At 73.9% G+C, this 15962-nt stretch carries 19 protein-coding genes; 5 read left to right on the top strand and 14 right to left on the bottom strand.

The genetic code is table 11. From position 1 onward, the window contains the following. Positions 1–147: 147 nt before the first annotated feature. Positions 148–2145, bottom strand: a complete 1998-nt coding sequence (locus tag ACZ7IF_RS15140; protein ID WP_470969970.1) for an FUSC family protein — start codon at positions 2143–2145, stop codon at positions 148–150. 71 nt (positions 2146–2216) lie between these two features. Next, a complete protein-coding gene (locus ACZ7IF_RS15135) occupies positions 2217–3044 on the bottom strand; it encodes a hypothetical protein (RefSeq protein ID WP_470969966.1) in 828 nt (275 codons plus the stop codon). Between the two features lie 163 nt (positions 3045–3207). On the opposite strand from ACZ7IF_RS15135, the gene ACZ7IF_RS15130 reads away from it, so the two are divergent. After that, positions 3208–3621, top strand: coding sequence for a hypothetical protein (locus tag ACZ7IF_RS15130; protein WP_470969963.1), 414 nt, complete (start codon positions 3208–3210; stop codon positions 3619–3621). 71 nt (positions 3622–3692) lie between these two features. Here ACZ7IF_RS15130 and ACZ7IF_RS15125 read toward each other — a convergent pair whose 3' ends face one another. From ACZ7IF_RS15125 to ACZ7IF_RS15095, 7 genes are all read right to left on the bottom strand, one after another. Continuing rightward, positions 3693–3902 (bottom strand): hypothetical protein, encoded by a 210-nt coding sequence (locus tag ACZ7IF_RS15125; protein WP_470969959.1) that lies wholly within the window; start codon positions 3900–3902, stop codon positions 3693–3695. Positions 3903–3959: 57 nt separating this feature from the next. After that, complete coding sequence (locus tag ACZ7IF_RS15120; protein ID WP_470969954.1) at positions 3960–4316, bottom strand: hypothetical protein; 357 nt, start codon at positions 4314–4316, stop codon at positions 3960–3962. A 90-nt stretch (positions 4317–4406) separates the two neighbouring features. Then, positions 4407–4991: a class F sortase gene (locus tag ACZ7IF_RS15115; RefSeq protein ID WP_470969949.1), complete on the bottom strand. Its 585-nt coding sequence runs from the start codon at positions 4989–4991 to the stop codon at positions 4407–4409. A gap of 179 nt (positions 4992–5170) precedes the next feature. Beyond that, on the bottom strand, positions 5171–6211 hold the full coding sequence (locus ACZ7IF_RS15110; RefSeq protein WP_470970419.1) for a PucR family transcriptional regulator: 1041 nt from the start codon (positions 6209–6211) through the stop codon (positions 5171–5173). A gap of 161 nt (positions 6212–6372) precedes the next feature. Next, positions 6373–6618, bottom strand: a complete 246-nt coding sequence (locus tag ACZ7IF_RS15105; protein ID WP_470969945.1) for a hypothetical protein — start codon at positions 6616–6618, stop codon at positions 6373–6375. A 48-nt stretch (positions 6619–6666) separates the two neighbouring features. Next, positions 6667–7428 (bottom strand): CbtA family protein, encoded by a 762-nt coding sequence (locus ACZ7IF_RS15100; protein WP_470969941.1) that lies wholly within the window; start codon positions 7426–7428, stop codon positions 6667–6669. 41 nt (positions 7429–7469) lie between these two features. Continuing rightward, on the bottom strand, positions 7470–7685 hold the full coding sequence (locus tag ACZ7IF_RS15095) for a CbtB domain-containing protein (protein WP_470969934.1): 216 nt from the start codon (positions 7683–7685) through the stop codon (positions 7470–7472). Positions 7686–7926: 241 nt separating this feature from the next. Between ACZ7IF_RS15095 and ACZ7IF_RS15090 the strand changes: the two genes are divergently transcribed. Further along, positions 7927–8370 carry a histidine phosphatase family protein gene (locus ACZ7IF_RS15090; protein WP_470969928.1) on the top strand — a complete coding sequence of 148 codons (444 nt, stop codon included), beginning with the start codon at positions 7927–7929 and terminating at the stop codon, positions 8368–8370. Between the two features lie 79 nt (positions 8371–8449). Here the strand turns inward: ACZ7IF_RS15090 and pucL are convergent, their stop codons facing one another. Then, the gene (gene pucL, locus ACZ7IF_RS15085; protein ID WP_470969925.1) at positions 8450–9367 is read right to left on the bottom strand and encodes a factor-independent urate hydroxylase; all 918 of its coding nucleotides are present in this window, start codon (positions 9365–9367) and stop codon (positions 8450–8452) included. A gap of 270 nt (positions 9368–9637) precedes the next feature. After that, positions 9638–10999, bottom strand: a complete 1362-nt coding sequence (locus ACZ7IF_RS15080) for an aminotransferase class III-fold pyridoxal phosphate-dependent enzyme (RefSeq protein WP_470969919.1) — start codon at positions 10997–10999, stop codon at positions 9638–9640. A gap of 469 nt (positions 11000–11468) precedes the next feature. Between ACZ7IF_RS15080 and ACZ7IF_RS15075 the strand changes: the two genes are divergently transcribed. Beyond that, positions 11469–11897: an ATP-binding protein gene (locus ACZ7IF_RS15075; RefSeq protein ID WP_470969916.1), complete on the top strand. Its 429-nt coding sequence runs from the start codon at positions 11469–11471 to the stop codon at positions 11895–11897. Positions 11898–11950: 53 nt separating this feature from the next. On the opposite strand, the gene ACZ7IF_RS15070 is transcribed toward ACZ7IF_RS15075, so the two are convergent. Beyond that, entirely contained in the window at positions 11951–12790 is an 840-nt protein-coding gene (locus ACZ7IF_RS15070) for a SigB/SigF/SigG family RNA polymerase sigma factor (RefSeq protein ID WP_470969913.1), read from the bottom strand. 237 nt (positions 12791–13027) lie between these two features. Between ACZ7IF_RS15070 and ACZ7IF_RS15065 the strand changes: the two genes are divergently transcribed. Next, positions 13028–13420 (top strand): TOBE domain-containing protein, encoded by a 393-nt coding sequence (locus ACZ7IF_RS15065; protein ID WP_470969907.1) that lies wholly within the window; start codon positions 13028–13030, stop codon positions 13418–13420. Between the two features lie 9 nt (positions 13421–13429). Here ACZ7IF_RS15065 and ACZ7IF_RS15060 read toward each other — a convergent pair whose 3' ends face one another. Together ACZ7IF_RS15060 and ACZ7IF_RS15055 are read right to left on the bottom strand one after the other, a co-directional pair. Then, positions 13430–14062, bottom strand: a complete 633-nt coding sequence (locus ACZ7IF_RS15060) for a hypothetical protein (RefSeq protein WP_470969903.1) — start codon at positions 14060–14062, stop codon at positions 13430–13432. A gap of 29 nt (positions 14063–14091) precedes the next feature. Continuing rightward, positions 14092–14739, bottom strand: coding sequence for a TetR/AcrR family transcriptional regulator (locus ACZ7IF_RS15055; RefSeq protein ID WP_470969900.1), 648 nt, complete (start codon positions 14737–14739; stop codon positions 14092–14094). A gap of 96 nt (positions 14740–14835) precedes the next feature. Between ACZ7IF_RS15055 and ACZ7IF_RS15050 the strand changes: the two genes are divergently transcribed. Beyond that, on the top strand, positions 14836–15879 hold the full coding sequence (locus ACZ7IF_RS15050) for an aldo/keto reductase (protein WP_470969896.1): 1044 nt from the start codon (positions 14836–14838) through the stop codon (positions 15877–15879). Positions 15880–15962: the final 83 nt, after the last annotated feature.

Below are 15962 nucleotides of genomic sequence, written 5' to 3'. Positions count from 1 at the left end.
GGCCCTGGCCATCGGAACCGGCCCCGCCCCGCGCCCGACGGACGGAGTCCGGCGCAGCGGCGCGAAGCCGGGGAGGCCGCCCGCGGCCGAGCCGTGCGTGCGGCGCGTCAAGGAGGGGTGCGGCGCGTCAAGGAGGGGTGCGGCGCGTCAAGAAGGGAGCGTGGAAATGGCTCGGGCTGCCGCCAGTTCGTGGTGGACCGGGGCCAGGACGCTGGTTTCGTCGTCCTGGGGCGGTACGTCCACGCGGACCGGGGTGGGGCTGCTGCGGACCCCCTCGGCGAGTTCGCGGAGCTGCCGCGCGATCCGGTCGACCTCGCCCGCCGCGGGCGGATCGGCGCCGTGGTTGACGCGGACCCGCGCGGCGGTGGTGGCGTCCACGACGCGTTCCACGGCCACCACCAGCGGCCACCACGCCGCGGCCCGGCTCCCTGTCGGCGGCGGCTCGGTCAGGGCCCGCTGGAACTCGCTGCGCACCCCCGACAGGTCGCGGTAGATGCGGCGCCGGGCCTGGAGGCGGGACTGCCGGGCGGCGCGCAGCTCGGCGTCGTCCGCGACGGGGGCGAAGGCACGCTCCACGTAGCGGGCGGCGTCGTCGACGGCGTCGGCGAGCCGGTCCCCGATGCGGGTGTGCCAGCTCTCGGGCCACATCAGGTAGCCGGCGACCAGGACGATCGCGCAGCCGATCAGGCTGTCGAGCAGCCGGGGCAGGATGAGGTCGAAGCCCTCGTGGTTGAGCTGGTCCGACAGCAGCAGGATCACGGGGGTGATGGCCGCGGTCTGGAAGGCGTACCCCTTGGCGGAGAACACCGGGATCAGCGCGGCGAGCACCATCATCACCGGTACGTCCCACCAGCCGCGCGGCACCTCGGCGAGGACGGCGGCGGCGAGGACCAGCCCGGCCGCCGTGCCCAGGGCGCGCAGGACCGCCCGGGAGAAGACCGAGCCGAAGTCCGGCTTCAGGACGAAGGTGACGGTCAGGGCCACCCAGTAGGAGCGTTCCACTTCGATCAGGGAGACGAGGGACTGGGCGAGGCCGATGCACAGGGCCAGCCGCAGCCCGTACCGCCAGGAGGCCTCGGACAGCATCATGTCGCGCACCCCGCGCCGGGCCCGGACGCGCAGGCCGGCCGGCCGGCCGAGGCGGTCGTCGACGTTGTACGGGTCCGGTTCGGCGAGGTGCACGATGGCCGCCGCGTGCCGCAGCGCGGAGTCGATGGCCCGCTCGGACGGGGTGTGCGGGGCGGGCAGGGTGAGGACGGGGGCCCCGGTGCGGCCCTCCTCGACGGCCACGGCCAGCTCCCGTACGGCCGCCGGGATCTCGGCCGGCAGCGGCCGCCCCCGCAGGTGGGCGGCGGGCGCGGCCTCCACGAGCGGGATCAGCACGTTCAGCTGGGCCAGCATCCGCACCAGGGAGGGGCTGCGCCCGTGCACCCGGGCCCGGCGGCCGAGGACGAGGTCGTAGGCCTGGTTGAGGGCCTGCGTGACCTGTCGGCGGCGTTCGTCGTAGACGTCCTGGGGTCCGCCGCAGGCTTCCAGGGCGTCGGCCAGTGCCCGGTAGGTGGCCGCGACGGCGGCCCGTTCGGGCTGCCGGCCGCGCAGGGGCCAGGCCAGCAGGGTCAGCGCGAGCACGAACAGGCCGCCGGCGGTGAGCAGCAGCGGCGCGGTCCACCAGGGCTGGGGCATCGGCAGGCCGGCCCCGACGACGGCGTTGAGCAGGAGCAGCAGCCCGGACACGGAGGCGACCGTGCCGATCGAGGAGATCATCCCGGAGACGAGGGCGACGAGGGTGAGGACGGCGACGGCCAGCCAGCCGCGCCCGTAGACGAGGGTGCCCACGGCCACGCCGATGGCGCCGAAGGCCTGCGGGACGGCGATGTTCAGGACCCGCATCCGGTAGGCGTCGGCGGTGTCTCCGAACACCCCGGCGAGGGCTCCCATGGAGACGAGGGCCCCGTACTCGGGCTCGTCGACGGCGAAGCCGACGGCGAGCGGGGCGGCCATCGCGATCCCGGCGCGGGCGGCCGCCGCCCAGGGGACGGGTGCGCTGCCGGGCCGCAGTCCCGCGAGCAGCCAGGTGGGGGGAGCCAGGGGGTGGGGCCGGGGCCGCCCGGACGGTATGTGCTCGGTGCGTCGTTCGGTGGTCATTCCGCTTCCGTGTCGCCGCTCGCGAATCGGTCGTTCTGGGGAGTTCTGCGGAGGATGGTTACCTTCCGAGCTTATGGGGTGCGGCGTAGCCGGCCCACCAGCCATGCGGCGAGCGTGGTGGCCAGCCCGACGGCGAGGACCACCCAGGCGGTGGTCCGCAGGAAGGCGGTGAGCGCGTCGTACACGGCCGCGGCGGCGGGGCGGTCGACGTCGGAGGGCAGGTCGTCGAGCGTGATGCGGCGGCACACGGCCACCGCCGTCCACAGCAGTACGGCGCCGGCCGCGAGCCCGGCGCCGGTGGCGAGGACGGCCCGTCGGCGCCGGACGGCGACGGCCACGGCCGCCACCGCGAGGAGCACGGTCAGCACGGGAAGCCAGACTCCGGCGATCTGGAGCACGTGGAACCCCTCCCGGAGCGCGCCGAGGTTGTCGTATTCCATGACCTTCACGGAGAGATGGGTCTCCGGGATGCGGTCGGCGAAGGGCACGTCGTCCGCGATCAGTTCCTCCTTGACCTGTGCGATCACGGGCGCGAGGTCGACGGAGACGGCGTCCCCGTGGCCGGTCTTCAGGGCGTCGAGGAAGGCGGCGTGCGCGGCGCGGTTGGCCGTCTCCCAGGCCGTCCGGTAGGCGGGGGTGCCGGCGAAGGAGTGCAGGGCGTCGCCGATGAGGGCGTCCACGGCGCCCTGGAAGGGGCCCGCGTCGATCTGCCCGGAGAGGGCACGGGTGACCTGGGCGACGACCACCTCCTGCACGGCCGGGTCCTTGGCGAGCGGGGCCATGGCCGCGGTGTAGTGGTCGGCGTCGCCCAGCCGGCGGTCGGCCCAGTACGCGACCGCGCTCGCGGGCACGAGCAGGGCCACGAGCACGATGAGGGCCGCCGACAGGAAGGTGCGCACGTCACCAGGGAAAGCCGGGCGCGGTGCGGGGCGCCACCCCTGCTGCTGCGTCCGGGGGCGGGATTCCCTCTCGGAGCGTGGTCCGCACCGCCCGGACGAGTGATCCACTTGCCGCTCCCGGGTGCCGGGTGTGCCCTTGAGGGTGAAAGAGAGGAGCCCCGCCATGGCACATGCGGCACCCACCGTTCCGCGGCGGCACCGCCCGATGACGTCGGCGGACGCGGACCGGCACACCGACCGGAACCGCCTGACGCGCGCGCTGCTGATGGGCCTCGTCTACGGGGTCTGGGCGGCCTTCATCAAGCGTCAGATGGGCCCGGTCGACGCGGGCAACGTGTTCTACGGGATCCTGTGCGGCGTGATCTTCGCGGCCTGCATGTTCGCCCTCGCGCGGGTGGGCCCGAAGCTGAAGCGGGAGCTGCACGCCGCCGCGTACGGGGTCTTCGCCGGCATCGCCGCCGGCTACCTCCACAGCCTGACCAACCAGTCCGTGCTCCGCGCCACCAGCATCGGCCTGTTCGTGGGCCTGGGTGTCGGGATCGGGGCCTTCTACCGGTACTACACGCGGGAGGACTGAGCCCGGCGGGTGGACCTGCGCCGGTCCCCGCGCCCACTGCGAGGGTGCGGGACCGGCGCCGTCGCGTGTCGTTACGCCGCCGAGCCGGCGGGCTGGTCCTGCTGCGGCTCGCCTGCGGAACCGCACTCGGGCTCGGCGGTGGCGGGCTGCGGGACCGTCCGGTCGGCGAGGGCCCGGTCCGCGCGCGGGTGGTCCTGTCCCTCCTTCCGGGCCGGCGGGGAGAAGCGGGCGGCCTCGGCGCGGAGCATGGCGTTCAGGGCGGCGTACGGGTCGATGGGCATGGCGGAACCTCACGGTGCTTCGGGGGTGTGGGGGGTTGCGTACGCTGCTCGGCCCGCTCAGCAGCGCAGGACCACACTCCGTACCGTCAGCCGGGACAGGGCCGGTGCGGCCGTCCCGTACGAGGCCGCGCCGGCGGGCCCACCCGGGTGTTTCACGTGAAACATCCGCTCCGGCAGCCGCCGTGCGACGGGTGCCACGCGTACGACCGTCCGCAGTGCCGAACGGCCGACGGGATCCCCGGCCGGCTCCGACTGTCCCTCGGTGGGATCGGCCGGTGCCGAGGAGGCGGGGCGGGGCTCCGCGCCGGCCGTGGCCGTCGCCGCCGGACCGACGCCGAACAGGCACAGCAGGGCCACGCAGGCCACCGTCAGGGCCCGCACCAGCGCCGTCCGCGCGTACCGCGCACCGTTCATGGGGCCTGCATGCCCCGACACGCCGGGCAACTTTCCGCGGACCCCCGAGAAGCCCCCGACCGGGGGACGAAGACACCCCCCACGGCTGACTCAGCCGGTACGCAGCGGCCCCGTCAGCCGGGCCAGGACGGAGGTCTCGCCGCTGACCAGCCGCAGCCGGGCGAGGCCGGTGTCCCCGGCCGGCGCCGTGACCGCGTGGGGGGAGACCCGCTCGACGGTGAACACGGCCGTACGGTGGTCCGCGCGCGGGATCTCGATGACACGGCCCCGCCGCAGCCCGGCGAGCGGGAGCCCGTCGCCGGTGACCACGGCGGTGCCGGCGGAGCCGGGAGCCGGGCCGTCGGTGTCCCAGCCGGCCTCGCCCCCGCCCTGCTGCGGGCCCCTGGCCAGCGGGAGGTCCACGCCCAGGCTGGGGATGCGCAGCCGCAGCGGCCGTGATGCCCGCATCGGCGGGGCGGACACCGTCCTGCGGTCCGCGCCGGGAGCGTGCGCACCGGACTGCTCCAGCCCGCGTACGAGGCGGCGGTGCCCGGACAGGCCCAGGGCCCGGGAGGGCAGCGCGTCGGTGACGCTCGCGGCGGCGGGCTCCGCGCCCGCGCTGCCGCGCAACAGGCCGACACCGGTACAGAGCAGAGTGACCGTCAGCGCGGCGGCGGCCCACTGGGCGCGGGACATGGCGTTCCTCCTGTCCGGCTCGGGCGGCCGGTTCCTGGGAGCAGTGGACCGCTCCCCGCCCGGCCGCACATCGCCGCCCGCACCGGAAATGACGGCGCGTCATGTGCCCTCCGTGCCCCGGCGTCCGCGTCCTCCCAGCTGGCGGCGGGTGTGCGGGCCGTACGCGCCGGATCGGGCCGCTACCCCCGAACGGGTGAGGGGGCGAAGGACTGGAGCGGCCGGGCCGGCCAGTCCAGCAGGCGGGCGCCGATCACGGCCGTCTGGAGGGTGTACCGCTGCACGGGGTCCCCCGGGTCGGTGCCCGTCAGCCGGTGGATCCGCTCCAGCCGGTAGGTCAGCGCCCGTACGCTCAGGTTCAGCCGCCGGGCCGCCTCCGCGGCCACGCACCCCGAGTCGAAGTAGGCGGTCAGGGTGTCCAGCAGGGGTGCCGCCCCGCCGCGCCCGGCCCGCAGCGGCCCCAGGGCGGTCAGCACCAGCTCGGCCATCGCCGCCCGGTCGCGGGTCAGTACCGGGAAGACCAGCAGGTCGGCGGCGCGCAGCAGCGGGCCCCCGAGGTCGAGCCGGTCCGCGACGCCGAGCGCGTCCAGGGCCTCCGCGTACGAGGTCGCGGCCCCGCCCGCGCCGGGGTGCGGGCGCCCGAGTGCGACGAGCCCCCGGCCTTCGGACTCCGGGTGTGCCAGCCGGGCGAAGCGGGCCGGTATCTCCTCCCGATCGCCCGGTGCGACGCAGACCAGCCGGCCGTCCTTGGTGGCGAGCAGGAAGTCCCGGTCCCCGAAGCAGCCGGCCAGGGCCGACTCCAGCCGGCGCTGCTCCGGGCCCCCGTCCTCGTACGGCACGGGGCCGTGCGCGACGGCCACGGCGTGCGCCCGCGCCGGGTCCAGTCCGAAGTGGGCGGCGCGTTCGCCGAGGCGGCCGGGGTCGCCTCCGCCGAGCAGCAGGTCGTCGACGAACTCCCGGCGGGCCGCCGCTTCCCGGTGCGCGGCCGGCCCGTGGGCCCGCTCGTACCCCTCGGTGAAGGCGTCCACGGCCTGCTCCACCACTGCCAGCACGTGGTCGGGGACGAGACGTCCGCCGATGGCGGTGCGGGTGGCGGCGAGGTGTGCGCCGATGAGGCTCCGCAGCCCGTAACCGGCGCCGGCGGCCCGCTCGCCGAGCGCGCGGCGGGCGTCGAGTTCCTCGCGGCCGGGGTGCCGGCCGGTGGTCGAGGCGTCCGCGAGCATGCGTACGTACCCGTCCAGATACTCCTCGGGTATGTCCCGCCCTGACTCCACACCAGCTCCCCGGTCCGCTCCGCTCCGAACGAACCGTCATTCTCCCCCGCATCAAGATCAACTTCACCGGGAGGGCGGGGGAGAGGGGGCGAGCAGGACCCGAGGAGGGGTCAGACCACCACCAGTGCCACCGCCGCCGCCCCCATGAGGGCGGCGGCGAGGTGCATCACGGGGTGGCCGTAGTCCCCGAACCAGAGCTGCCGGGCCAGCCCGCCGAGGGCGGCCAGGGCGCTGATGACGCCGATCTGGGCGAGGAGGGTGGCGGCGGTGAAGGGGGCCGCGATCAGCAGCACCGAGTTGAGCCAGAACGGCGCGGCGCCGGTCCAGCCCCGCCATTCCCAGATCGCGGACTGCATCGCCGGATCCCACCTCCACACCCGTCACACGCGCAACAGGTGTCGCGCTCAACTCATCGGCTGTACAGCCTCCTTGGGTGCGGCGGCCGGGGCAAGAGCGCGTTCGGCTAGAAAACCGAAGGCCAGGCCGAAAGTCGTCCACAGCGCTGCCTGGATGGCCAGCGACGCGAGACGGAACTGCCAGATCAGCGCGGCCGGGAAGTCGGCGGGCACCTCGTTGATCCCGGGCAGCAGCGCGTACGAGACGCCCACCGCCGCCACGAAGGCCAGCGAGGCCGCCACCGAGGCGTTCCAGTTGCCCAGGCGCGGCGCGAGCCGCCGCCCCAGGATCAGCGCGCCGGCCGCCAGCAGCGCGCTCAGGGCGATCATCAGCAGGTAGAGGGCGGTCCGCCGGGCGGCCGTGTCGGGGTCCCCGACGGCCGGCGGGTTGGCGGGGTACTTGAAGAACGGCACCAGGGTCACGGTGACGAACAGGGCGCCGGTGACCAGGGCCGCCGTGGCCCGGGCGCCGAAGCGCCCGATCCGGCCCAGGGCGAAGCAGTAGACGAGCGCGGCGATGCCGCCGAGGGCGGCCCCGTACAGCAGGACGCCGGTGCCGAGGCCGGCCGTGGCCTGGAGGGCCCGGCTGACCGGGGCCTCCTCGGCGCCGTGGTCGTGGCCGGCCGCGAGGTGGCCGGCCTCTTCGATGGCGATCGCCGCGTCCACTTTGGACTCGCCGAGGAGGTACGCGACGAGGAAGGCGGCGACGCCCGCGAGCAGGCCGGCCAGCATGCCCCGCACCAGCAGGACGCGGGGGGAGACGGTGTTCACGCATGAACCCCTTGGGTGATCGTGAGGGAGATCGGAAGGGGTCAGTGGCAGGGGAAACCGAGCAGGTGGCGGCCGTCGTGCAGCCACTCGTGGACGGTCTCGCCCTGGAAGACGGCGGTGGCGCCCTGCTCGATGCCGACGAAGTAGAGCAGGACGAGGGCCAGGACCGCGGCGAAGGCGGCCCAGGGCGCCAGCGCGGGGAGGGAGATGGGGGCGACGGTGGCGGGCGCCGAGGCGGGCGCGGCGGTGTGGGCCATTGCAGAACCTCCAGGGGGAACACGCGTCCCGGTCAGTGGTGCTCTGTTCGAAGGAGGCGGGTCTGACTTCCCTCCCAGGGCGCTGGGGGAGGATTCACAGTGGCGCGACCGTGCCGGATTCTCACCGGTGCTTCCGTCATACCTTCGTCATGTCGTCCGAGACCGTACCGCGCTCATGGCTTGAACACCACGGCGCGTGGCCGTTGTTTCACGCCCTGGGCGTGCGCTCTACGCTCCCCGCATGTCATCCGTACGCGTACACCTCGCCACACCCCCGCTCGACGACGCCGCCCGCCAGGGGCGGTTCGGGTACGGGGAACCGTGCCCCGGCCACCCGGGCCTGGCCGGGCCGGCCATGGGGGACTGGGCGGGCCGGACCCTCGAAGAGGTGGCAGCCGAGGACCCGGAGGGCATCCGGCGCTGGCTCACGGACCCGCGGTACGCGCCCCCGGGCGGCGGGGAGCCGGTGACGGCGCTGATCACCCGAACGGGCGAGTACCTGGCGGGCCTTGGCCCCGGACGGCACCACGCGGTGGTCGCCCAGGCCGTCGTGCGGGCGGCGGTGGTGGCCGCACTGGAGCTGCCGGCCGCGTCCTTCTGGCGGCTCGACGTGCGGCCGGACACCGTGACGTCCCTCAGCGGGCGGACGGGCCGCTGGAACCTCCTCGTCGGACAGCCCCGGTAGCCCCCCGCACGACAAAGGTCCGGCCCGGACCCCGCGACGCGGTCCGGGCCGGGCTGAACGGCTGCTGCTGCCGAATCGGCTACGCGACGATCCAGTCGGAGGTCGCGATGACCGGCTGCACGCCGTCACGGTGGACGGTGCCCTCGATCAGGCCGTACATGCGGTCCGCGGCGAAGTAGACCTCGTTGTCGTTCTTGAGGCCGAAGGGCTCCAGGTCGACGAGGAAGTGGTGCTTGTTGGGCAGGTTGAGGCGCACCTCGTTGACCTTCGGGCAGTTGTCCAGCACCCGCTCGGCCATCTGGTTCAGGGTCTGCTGGAGCGAGTAGGAGTACGTCTCCGCGAAGGCCTCCAGCATGTGCTTCCGGACCTTCTTGTACGACTGGTCCCAGTCGTACCCGGCGTCGTCGCCGGCCAGCGCCGAGTGCGCCCAGCGGGCGGTGACCTTGGTCGCCAGGATGCGGTCGTACGCCTCCTGGAGGGTCGTGTACTTGTCCTTGATGAAGCCGTGGAACTCGGAGTTGGTCGAGTTCATCACCGTCAGGTCCTTCAGACCGGAGACGACCTGGAGACCGGTGGTCTCGCTGTAGGTGATCTGCGCGGTGCGCACTTCCTGGCCCTTGCGGACGAAGGAGTGCTGCTCCTTGCGGGTCGGTACGGGGATCCGCTCCCAGGCGAACTCCTCGATGCGGATCTGCGCCTCGCGGATCGGGGCCTGCGAGGAGACGAAGTGCTTCGCGAGGAGGATGCCGAAGGCCTCGGGGGAGGCGATGCCGTGTTCCTTGCCGAAGGCGTACACCGTGTTCTTGGTGGTGTCGGTCGGCAGGCAGTTGGCGTTGTCACCCGTCAGGTGGACGTCGCGGAACTCGCCGCGCAGGGCGACCGAGACGTTCAGGTCGCGGATCTCGGCCCACGAGCCGTCGCTGCCCTTGCGGGTCACCACGACGATGCGGTTCTCGGCCTTGCCGTACTGGTTCTGGCCCAGGACGTGCTTGCTCATGCTGTCTTCCTTCGGGTACTCGGGAACACGGAGTCCGTTGTTCTGGATCCCGTACGCCCGGCGTCCAGCGCCCGCCCTCGTGGAGGACGTCCCGCTCCCCGCCGTTCGGCCCCGCAGGACCGCCCCGGGACTGACGTGCATCCCGGTCCGTAGGTGCTGATTCGTACTGAAGTACTGACGGGATTGCACCATGTGTACGGCGGGTTAACCACCGCACGGAACATCCGAACACCAGCACCCACGGATTGGGCGACCGCACAGGGCCGCAGGTCAGACCATGTGCGCATCCGTGACCGAGAGGGCCTCGTCGAGGATCGCCAGCCCCTTGGCCACGTCCTCGGCCGAGATGTTGCAGGGCGGGGCGACGTGGATGCGGTTGCCGGCGAGGAGCGGCCACAGGCCGCCCTTCTTCAGGGCCGCGCCGAAGGCGGCCATCGGGGCGTTGTCGGCGCCCGAGGCGTTGTACGGGACCAGCGGCTCGCGGGTCTCCGCGTCCTTCACGAGCTCCAGGGCCCAGAAGGTGCCCATGCCGCGGACCTCGCCGACGGAGGGGTGGCGGTCCGCGATCTCGCGCAGCCCGGGGCCCAGCAGCTCGGCGCCGGTGCGCGCGGACTGCTCGACGATGCCCTCCTCGGCCATGGTGTTGACGGTCGCTACGGCGGCGGCGCAGGCCAGCACGTGCCCGGAGTACGTCAGACCGCCCGGGTAGGGCCGGCGGGCGAAGGTCTCGGCGATGGCGGCGGAGATGGCGACGCCGCCGAGCGGCACGTAACCGCTGGTGATGCCCTTGGCGAAGCAGAGGAGGTCGGGGGTGACGTCCCAGTGGTCGGCGGCGAACCAGGTGCCGGTGCGGCCGAAGCCGACCATGACCTCGTCCAGGATGAAGACGATGCCGTGGCGGTCGCAGAGCTCCCGCACGCCGGCCAGGTAGCCGGCCGGGGGCACGAGCACGCCGGGTGCGCCGCCGACGGTCTCCAGGATGATCGCGGCGATGGACTGCGGCCCCTCGAAGACGATCGTGTCCTCCAGGTGGCGCAGGGCGCGCTCGCACTCCTCGGCCTCGGTGGTCGCGTGGAAGGGCGAGCGGTAGAGGAACGGGCCCCAGAAGTGGACGACGCCGGCGGTCGCGCCGTCGTTGCCGAAGCGGCGGGCGTCGCCGGTGAGGTTGATCGCGGTGGTGGTGGCCCCGTGGTACGAGCGGTACGCGGACATCACCTTGGGCCGGCCGGTGTGCAGCCGGGCCATGCGCACGGCGTTCTCCACGGCCTCGGCGCCGGCGTTGGTGAAGAAGATCTTGTCGAGGTCGCCGGGGGTGCGCTCGGCGATCAGGCGCGCCGCCTCGGAGCGGACGTCGACGGCGAAGCCGGGCGCGAGGGTGCAGAGCTTGGCGGCCTGCTCCGCGATGGCGGCGGCCACCTTGGGGTGCTGGTAGCCGATGTTGGTGTAGACGAGCGCGCTGGAGAAGTCGAGGTAGCGGTTGCCGTCGTAGTCCCAGAAGTACGAGCCCTCGGCCCCGGCCACGGCGAGCGGGTCGATGAGCTCCTGCGCCGACCACGAATGGAAAACGTGGTTCCGGTCTGCTTCTTTGACTGCGTCTTTCACGGCCGCGAGGGCGTCGGCTTCTGCGTTCATATATCGAGGGTAGTTGTCCAGGATGTGGACGCCGGGGTGCCTCGGGTACGACACCCCGCGCGGGCGACTTGACGGATCCCCGGGCGGGTCCTCGACGGGTCCGGACGGCCCGCATAGCGTCCCTCGGACCGGCCGCTCCACGGGGGAGAACGGCGGAAAACCCATGGTGGGAGCCCTTTACGGCCCCGCGCAGGGCGTCGGGGGCGGCTTCGGGCCGCCTCCGGCGCGCCCTCGATCCGCCGTCCCGGCGTCCGTCGATCCGCCGTTGAGGCCCCTTCGAGGCCGACGTGCCCGGCGGGCTGCGGAGGGCCCCTCCGCTACCTCGTGGGGCCCCGCCGCGACCGCTCACCGCTGCGCATCACGCTCCGGGCGCCGCCTCGGCAGTAGCGTGGGGTCCGCGCGGGATTTGTCCCTCCCGGCCGGGGGTAGGTGCGGCGCCGGGGGAGCGGTGTCGGAGACGGGAGAGCCTGTGGCGGAGCAGACGCGGCGGCTGGTCCTGGGCGGCGCCACGGCAGGGGTCGTGGCCCGGTGCCGGGACTTCACCCGGCGGGCCCTCACCGACTGGCTCTGGCCCGAGGGCTCGGAGGCCGAGGAGGACCTGCTCCTGCTGGTCTCCGAGGTGGTCACCAACGCCTGCCTGCACGCGGGCGGCCCGCGCGAGCTGGTGCTGCGCAACGGCCTCGGCCTGCTGCGGGTCGAGGTGAGCGACGACAGTCCCGAAGCGCCGGTGCGCCGGGCGACGCGTGACCGCTCCCGGCCGGGCGGCCACGGGCTGGTCCTGCTGGAGCGCCTCGCGAAGAACTGGGGCTCCCTGCCGGCGGCGGACGGCCGGCCCGGCAAGACGGTCTGGCTGGAGGTGACGGCTCCCGAGCCGCCCACCGGTCTCCCGCGCCCCTGACCCGCCCCCGCGCCCCTGACCCGCCCGGGCCCCCGAGCCGCCCGCCCAGGGACCTACGCGTCGGTGAGGAGGCCGCCGCGCAGCCGGGTCAGGGTGCGGTTCAGCAGCCGTGAGACGTGCATCTGGGACAGGCCCAGCCGGGCCCCGATCTCGGACTGGGTCAGCTCCTGCCCGAACCGCAGCGACAGCAGCTCGCGCTCCCGCTCGGGCAGCCCGGCGAGCATGGGCTTGAGGGACTCCAGGCACTCGATCCGGTCGTACGCGGGCTCCTCCTCGCCGAGCGAGGCCGGCTCCGCGGCCGGGTCGCGCTCCGACTCCTCCTGCACGGGCGCGTCCAGGGAGCGCGCGGAGTACGCGCTGGCCGCCTTGCGGCCCTCGCTGAACTCCTCCGGCGTGACGTCCAGCTCCCGCGCCATCTCGGCGTCGGTCGGCTCCCGGCCGAGGTCCTGCTCCAGCGCGTCGTGGGCCTTCGCGCTGTCGATCCGCAGCTCCTGGAGCCGGCGGGGCACCTTCACGGCCCAGCTGGTGTCGCGGAAGAACCTCTTGATCTCCCCGCTGATCGTCGGCATCGCGAAGGTGGTGAACTCCACCCCGCGCTCCGGGTCGAACCGGTTGATGGCCTTGATCAGCCCGATCGTGCCGACCTGGATGATGTCCTCCATCGGCTCGCTGCGGCCGCGGAACCTCCGGGCGGCGTACTTCACGAGGCTGAGGTTCAGCTCGACCAGGGTGTTGCGGACGTACGAGTAGTCGGCCGTGCCCTCGTCCAGTTCGGCCAGCCGGTGGAACAGGGCCGTGGAGAGGGCCCTGGCCTCGATGGTGGCTGCGTCCATACGGCCGGCGTGGTCGGCAAGGTCCGCGGGGTGGGTGTGGTCGCGCTCGGTACTGTCCATCGCTCTGCGCTCCTCCGACGGGGGCCCCGGGTCGCGGGCCGAGGACATGCGCTGTTGGGACCGTCACCGTCCAGGTGGATATACCCGCCGATACGGGTCGATACCCGCACTTTCTGCCGCGCCACGTTTCACGTGAAACCACCACCTGGCCGAAACCCCTGGTCACAGGGGGCCGCGCACGGCGGTAGCGGACGCCCTGCTCACCGCCTGGGCCATGCACCGCCTACGCTGCGGTGCATGGAGTCCTACACGATCGGCCAGGCGGCGCGGCTGCTCGGCGTCAGCAGCGACACCGCCCGCCGCTGGGCGGACGCCGAGCGCTTCCCGACCCGGCGGGAGGGGAACCGCAGGATCGTCGACGGGCCGGACCTGGCGGCGTTCTGCGTCGAGGTGGCCCAGGAGACCGGGGAGGACGAGGAGGCCCCGTACACCTCGGCCCGCAACGCCTTCCCCGGCATCGTGACGGGCATCAGGCTGGGCTCGGTCAGCGCGCAGGTCGAGATCCAGGCGGGTCCGCACCGGGTGGTGTCACTGCTGACCCGTGAGGCGGTGGAGGAGCTGGGCCTGGAGGTCGGCATGCGCGCCACCGCCCGGGTGAAGTCCACCAGCGTCTTCGTCGACCGCGTCTGAGGCACGGCCTCAGTACGGGAGTCCGACCAGCCCCCAGCCCCGGGCGGCGGCGCCCGTGACGACCTCACCCCACTCGCGCATCAGCGCGGTGGCACCGTCGAAGGTGTCGGGCCAGCCCGACCAGCGGAAGTCCCAGGCGGCGAAGGGCCCGCGCAGTTCGTCCAGCCGGGGCGCGGCCCGCTCCCAGGCGCGGGCGAGCGCCGGCACCTCGTCCGGGGCGCGGCCCAGCAGCAGGCGGGGCCGCCATGGCTCGGGGTCGTCCGGGAAGCCGGGCAGGGCCGGGGGGTCGTCGGCGTCCGGGTCCTCGGGGTAGTCCGGGCCGTCCCATACGAGGCCGCCGAGGAAGAGGTCGAGGTCGTCCCGCAGGCCGGGGGCGGTGGACGTCCTCACGGCCTGCCAGCCCTCGGCGAGCCAGAAGTGCCAGGTGTAGGTGCCGGTGGTGGTGCGGAAGCGGTACTCGGCGCACCACGGGACCCCTCTCGGCGAGGCCCAGCCGCCCTCCACGGCACGGTCGGCCGCGTCGCAGGCGTCACAGCAGTAGTACGGGTGCACGGCGTCGGTCAGGGCGTCCAGGCGGTCGCCCGCGGGTATCCGGGCGAGGTGTTCCCAGTCGGCCGTGACCACGGTGATGTCGAGTCCCACCGCCGCAGGCTAACAACCGCCGCCGACGGCTACGGAGTCCGTACGAAGGCCCCCGCGCGGGCCGCCGCCACCGCCGCCGTGGCCGCGCGCCGGGCCGCGGCCTCGTCCAGCGGGGCGTCCGTGGTCAGCAGCCGGTAGTACAGCGGGGCGGAGACGGCGCGGACCACCTCGGCGGCGTCGGTGCCCTCGGGCAGCTCGCCCCGCTCGACGGCCTCCCGGACGCAGGGCGCCCACTCCGCGACCCGGACCTCGTAGAACCGGTGCAGTGCCTCGGCCGTCCGGGCGTCACCCGTGGCGGCAGCGATGACGGCCTTGAACAGGGGGCCCTGGCGCGGGTCGGACAGGGTGCGCCGGACGAGCCCGGCGTTGGCCAGCAGGTCCTCCTCCAGCGAGCCGGTCTCGGTGCGCGGCAGCGACTGCTCGGCCATGTCCGTCAGCAGGTCGGCCACCAGGCCGGCCACGGTGCCCCAGCGCCGGTAGACCGTGGTCTTGCCGACCTCGGCCCGCCGGGCGACCTCGGCGAGGTCCAGTGCGTGGAAGCCCTGCTCGGCCAGCATGTCCCCGGCCGCCTCCAGCACGGCGGCCCGCACCCGGGCGGTACGGCCCCCGGGGCGCACGGTCCCCGGCTCGGCGCACATGTCTCCCGCGCCGCCAGGGGCCTCACTCGGCGAAGTCATAACGGGTCTCTGGTTCCATTAGTGGTGATCGGCTGTTACGTTGGGACCACCTTAAAGGGTCTGCGGTGCCATTACCGCTCACGGGAGGAGTCCGTCATGGAATACAGGCAGCTCGGCGCGTCCGGCCTCAAGGTCCCCGCCCTCGGCTTCGGAGCCGGCACCTTCGGCGGCCGGGGCCCCGTCTTCGGCGCCTGGGGCAGCACCGACGCCCAGGAGGCGCGCCGGCTGGTGGACATCTGCCTGGACGCCGGCATCACCCTGTTCGACACCGCGGACGTCTACTCGGCGGGCGCCTCGGAGGAGGTCCTCGGGCAGGCCGTCAAGGGCCGCCGGGACCAGGTGCTCATCTCCACCAAGGCGGGCCTGCCCACCGGCGACGGCCCCGGCGAGTACGGCACCTCCCGCTCCCGCCTGATCGGGGCGGTCGAGGACGCCCTGCGCCGGCTCGGCACCGACCGCATCGACCTCTTCCAGCTGCACGGCTTCGACGCCGCCACCCCCGTCGAGGAGGTTCTGTCCACCCTCGACCAGCTCGTCCGGTCCGGCAAGGTCCGCTACACCGGCGTCTCCAACTTCGCGGGCTGGCAGCTGATGAAGTCCCTGTCGGCCGCCGAGAAGCACGGCTTCCCCCGCTACGCGGCCCACCAGGTGTACTACTCCCTCGTCGGCCGCGACTACGAGTGGGAGCTGATGCCGCTCGGCCACGACCAGGGCGTCGGCGCGATGGTGTGGAGCCCCCTGGGCTGGGGCCGCCTCACCGGCAAGCTGCGCCGCGGCCGCCCGCTGCCGGCCGGCAGCCGGCTGCACGAGACCGCCGACTACGGCCCGCCGGTGGAGGAGGAGCACCTCTACGACGTGGTCGACGCCCTCGACGAGGTCGCGGAGGAGACGGGCCGGACCGTCCCCCAGGTGGCCATCAACTGGCTGCTGCGCCGCCCGACCGTCTCCACCGTCCTCGTCGGCGCCCGCGACGAGGAGCAGCTGCGGCAGAACATCGGGGCCGTGGGCTGGGAGCTGACCTCCGGGCAGGTGGCCCGGCTGGACGCCGCCAGCCACAGGCCGGCGCCGTACCCGTACTTCCCGTACGAGCGCCAGGAGGGCTTCGCGCGCCTCAACCCGCCGCTGCTCGCACGTAATTGATCGTCCTTCCTTGGCCGAAACCATGGCCGGAACCGGTCCCCGGCGCGTAGGGTCCAGGCGCCCTGCCGCACACGGGGCGTGCC

The organism is Streptomyces sp. NPDC037421 (assembly GCF_055602105.1).
The sequence above is the reverse complement of the archived record's forward strand: the minus strand, read 5'-3'. Positions and strand labels throughout refer to the sequence as shown.

What these genes read in the sequence shown, in the direction of transcription:
- ACZ7IF_RS15115 (WP_470969949.1), bottom strand. Translation starts at nt 4,991, where the DNA reads ATGTCCCGCGCCCAGTGGGCCGCCGCCGCGCTGACGGTCACTCTGCTC.
- ACZ7IF_RS15105 (WP_470969945.1), bottom strand. Translation starts at nt 6,618, where the DNA reads ATGCAGTCCGCGATCTGGGAATGGCGGGGCTGGACCGGCGCCGCGCCG.
- ACZ7IF_RS15055 (WP_470969900.1), bottom strand. Translation starts at nt 14,739, where the DNA reads ATGACTTCGCCGAGTGAGGCCCCTGGCGGCGCGGGAGACATGTGCGCC.
- ACZ7IF_RS15090 (WP_470969928.1), top strand. Translation starts at nt 7,927, where the DNA reads ATGTCATCCGTACGCGTACACCTCGCCACACCCCCGCTCGACGACGCC.
- ACZ7IF_RS15110 (WP_470970419.1), bottom strand. Translation starts at nt 6,211, where the DNA reads ATGCTCGCGGACGCCTCGACCACCGGCCGGCACCCCGGCCGCGAGGAA.
- ACZ7IF_RS15065 (WP_470969907.1), top strand. Translation starts at nt 13,028, where the DNA reads ATGGAGTCCTACACGATCGGCCAGGCGGCGCGGCTGCTCGGCGTCAGC.
- ACZ7IF_RS15050 (WP_470969896.1), top strand. Translation starts at nt 14,836, where the DNA reads ATGGAATACAGGCAGCTCGGCGCGTCCGGCCTCAAGGTCCCCGCCCTC.
- ACZ7IF_RS15140 (WP_470969970.1), bottom strand. Translation starts at nt 2,145, where the DNA reads ATGACCACCGAACGACGCACCGAGCACATACCGTCCGGGCGGCCCCGG.
- ACZ7IF_RS15120 (WP_470969954.1), bottom strand. Translation starts at nt 4,316, where the DNA reads ATGAACGGTGCGCGGTACGCGCGGACGGCGCTGGTGCGGGCCCTGACG.
- ACZ7IF_RS15080 (WP_470969919.1), bottom strand. Translation starts at nt 10,999, where the DNA reads ATGAACGCAGAAGCCGACGCCCTCGCGGCCGTGAAAGACGCAGTCAAA.
- ACZ7IF_RS15125 (WP_470969959.1), bottom strand. Translation starts at nt 3,902, where the DNA reads ATGCCCATCGACCCGTACGCCGCCCTGAACGCCATGCTCCGCGCCGAG.
- ACZ7IF_RS15070 (WP_470969913.1), bottom strand. Translation starts at nt 12,790, where the DNA reads ATGGACAGTACCGAGCGCGACCACACCCACCCCGCGGACCTTGCCGAC.
- pucL (WP_470969925.1), bottom strand. Translation starts at nt 9,367, where the DNA reads ATGAGCAAGCACGTCCTGGGCCAGAACCAGTACGGCAAGGCCGAGAAC.
- ACZ7IF_RS15095 (WP_470969934.1), bottom strand. Translation starts at nt 7,685, where the DNA reads ATGGCCCACACCGCCGCGCCCGCCTCGGCGCCCGCCACCGTCGCCCCC.
- ACZ7IF_RS15130 (WP_470969963.1), top strand. Translation starts at nt 3,208, where the DNA reads ATGGCACATGCGGCACCCACCGTTCCGCGGCGGCACCGCCCGATGACG.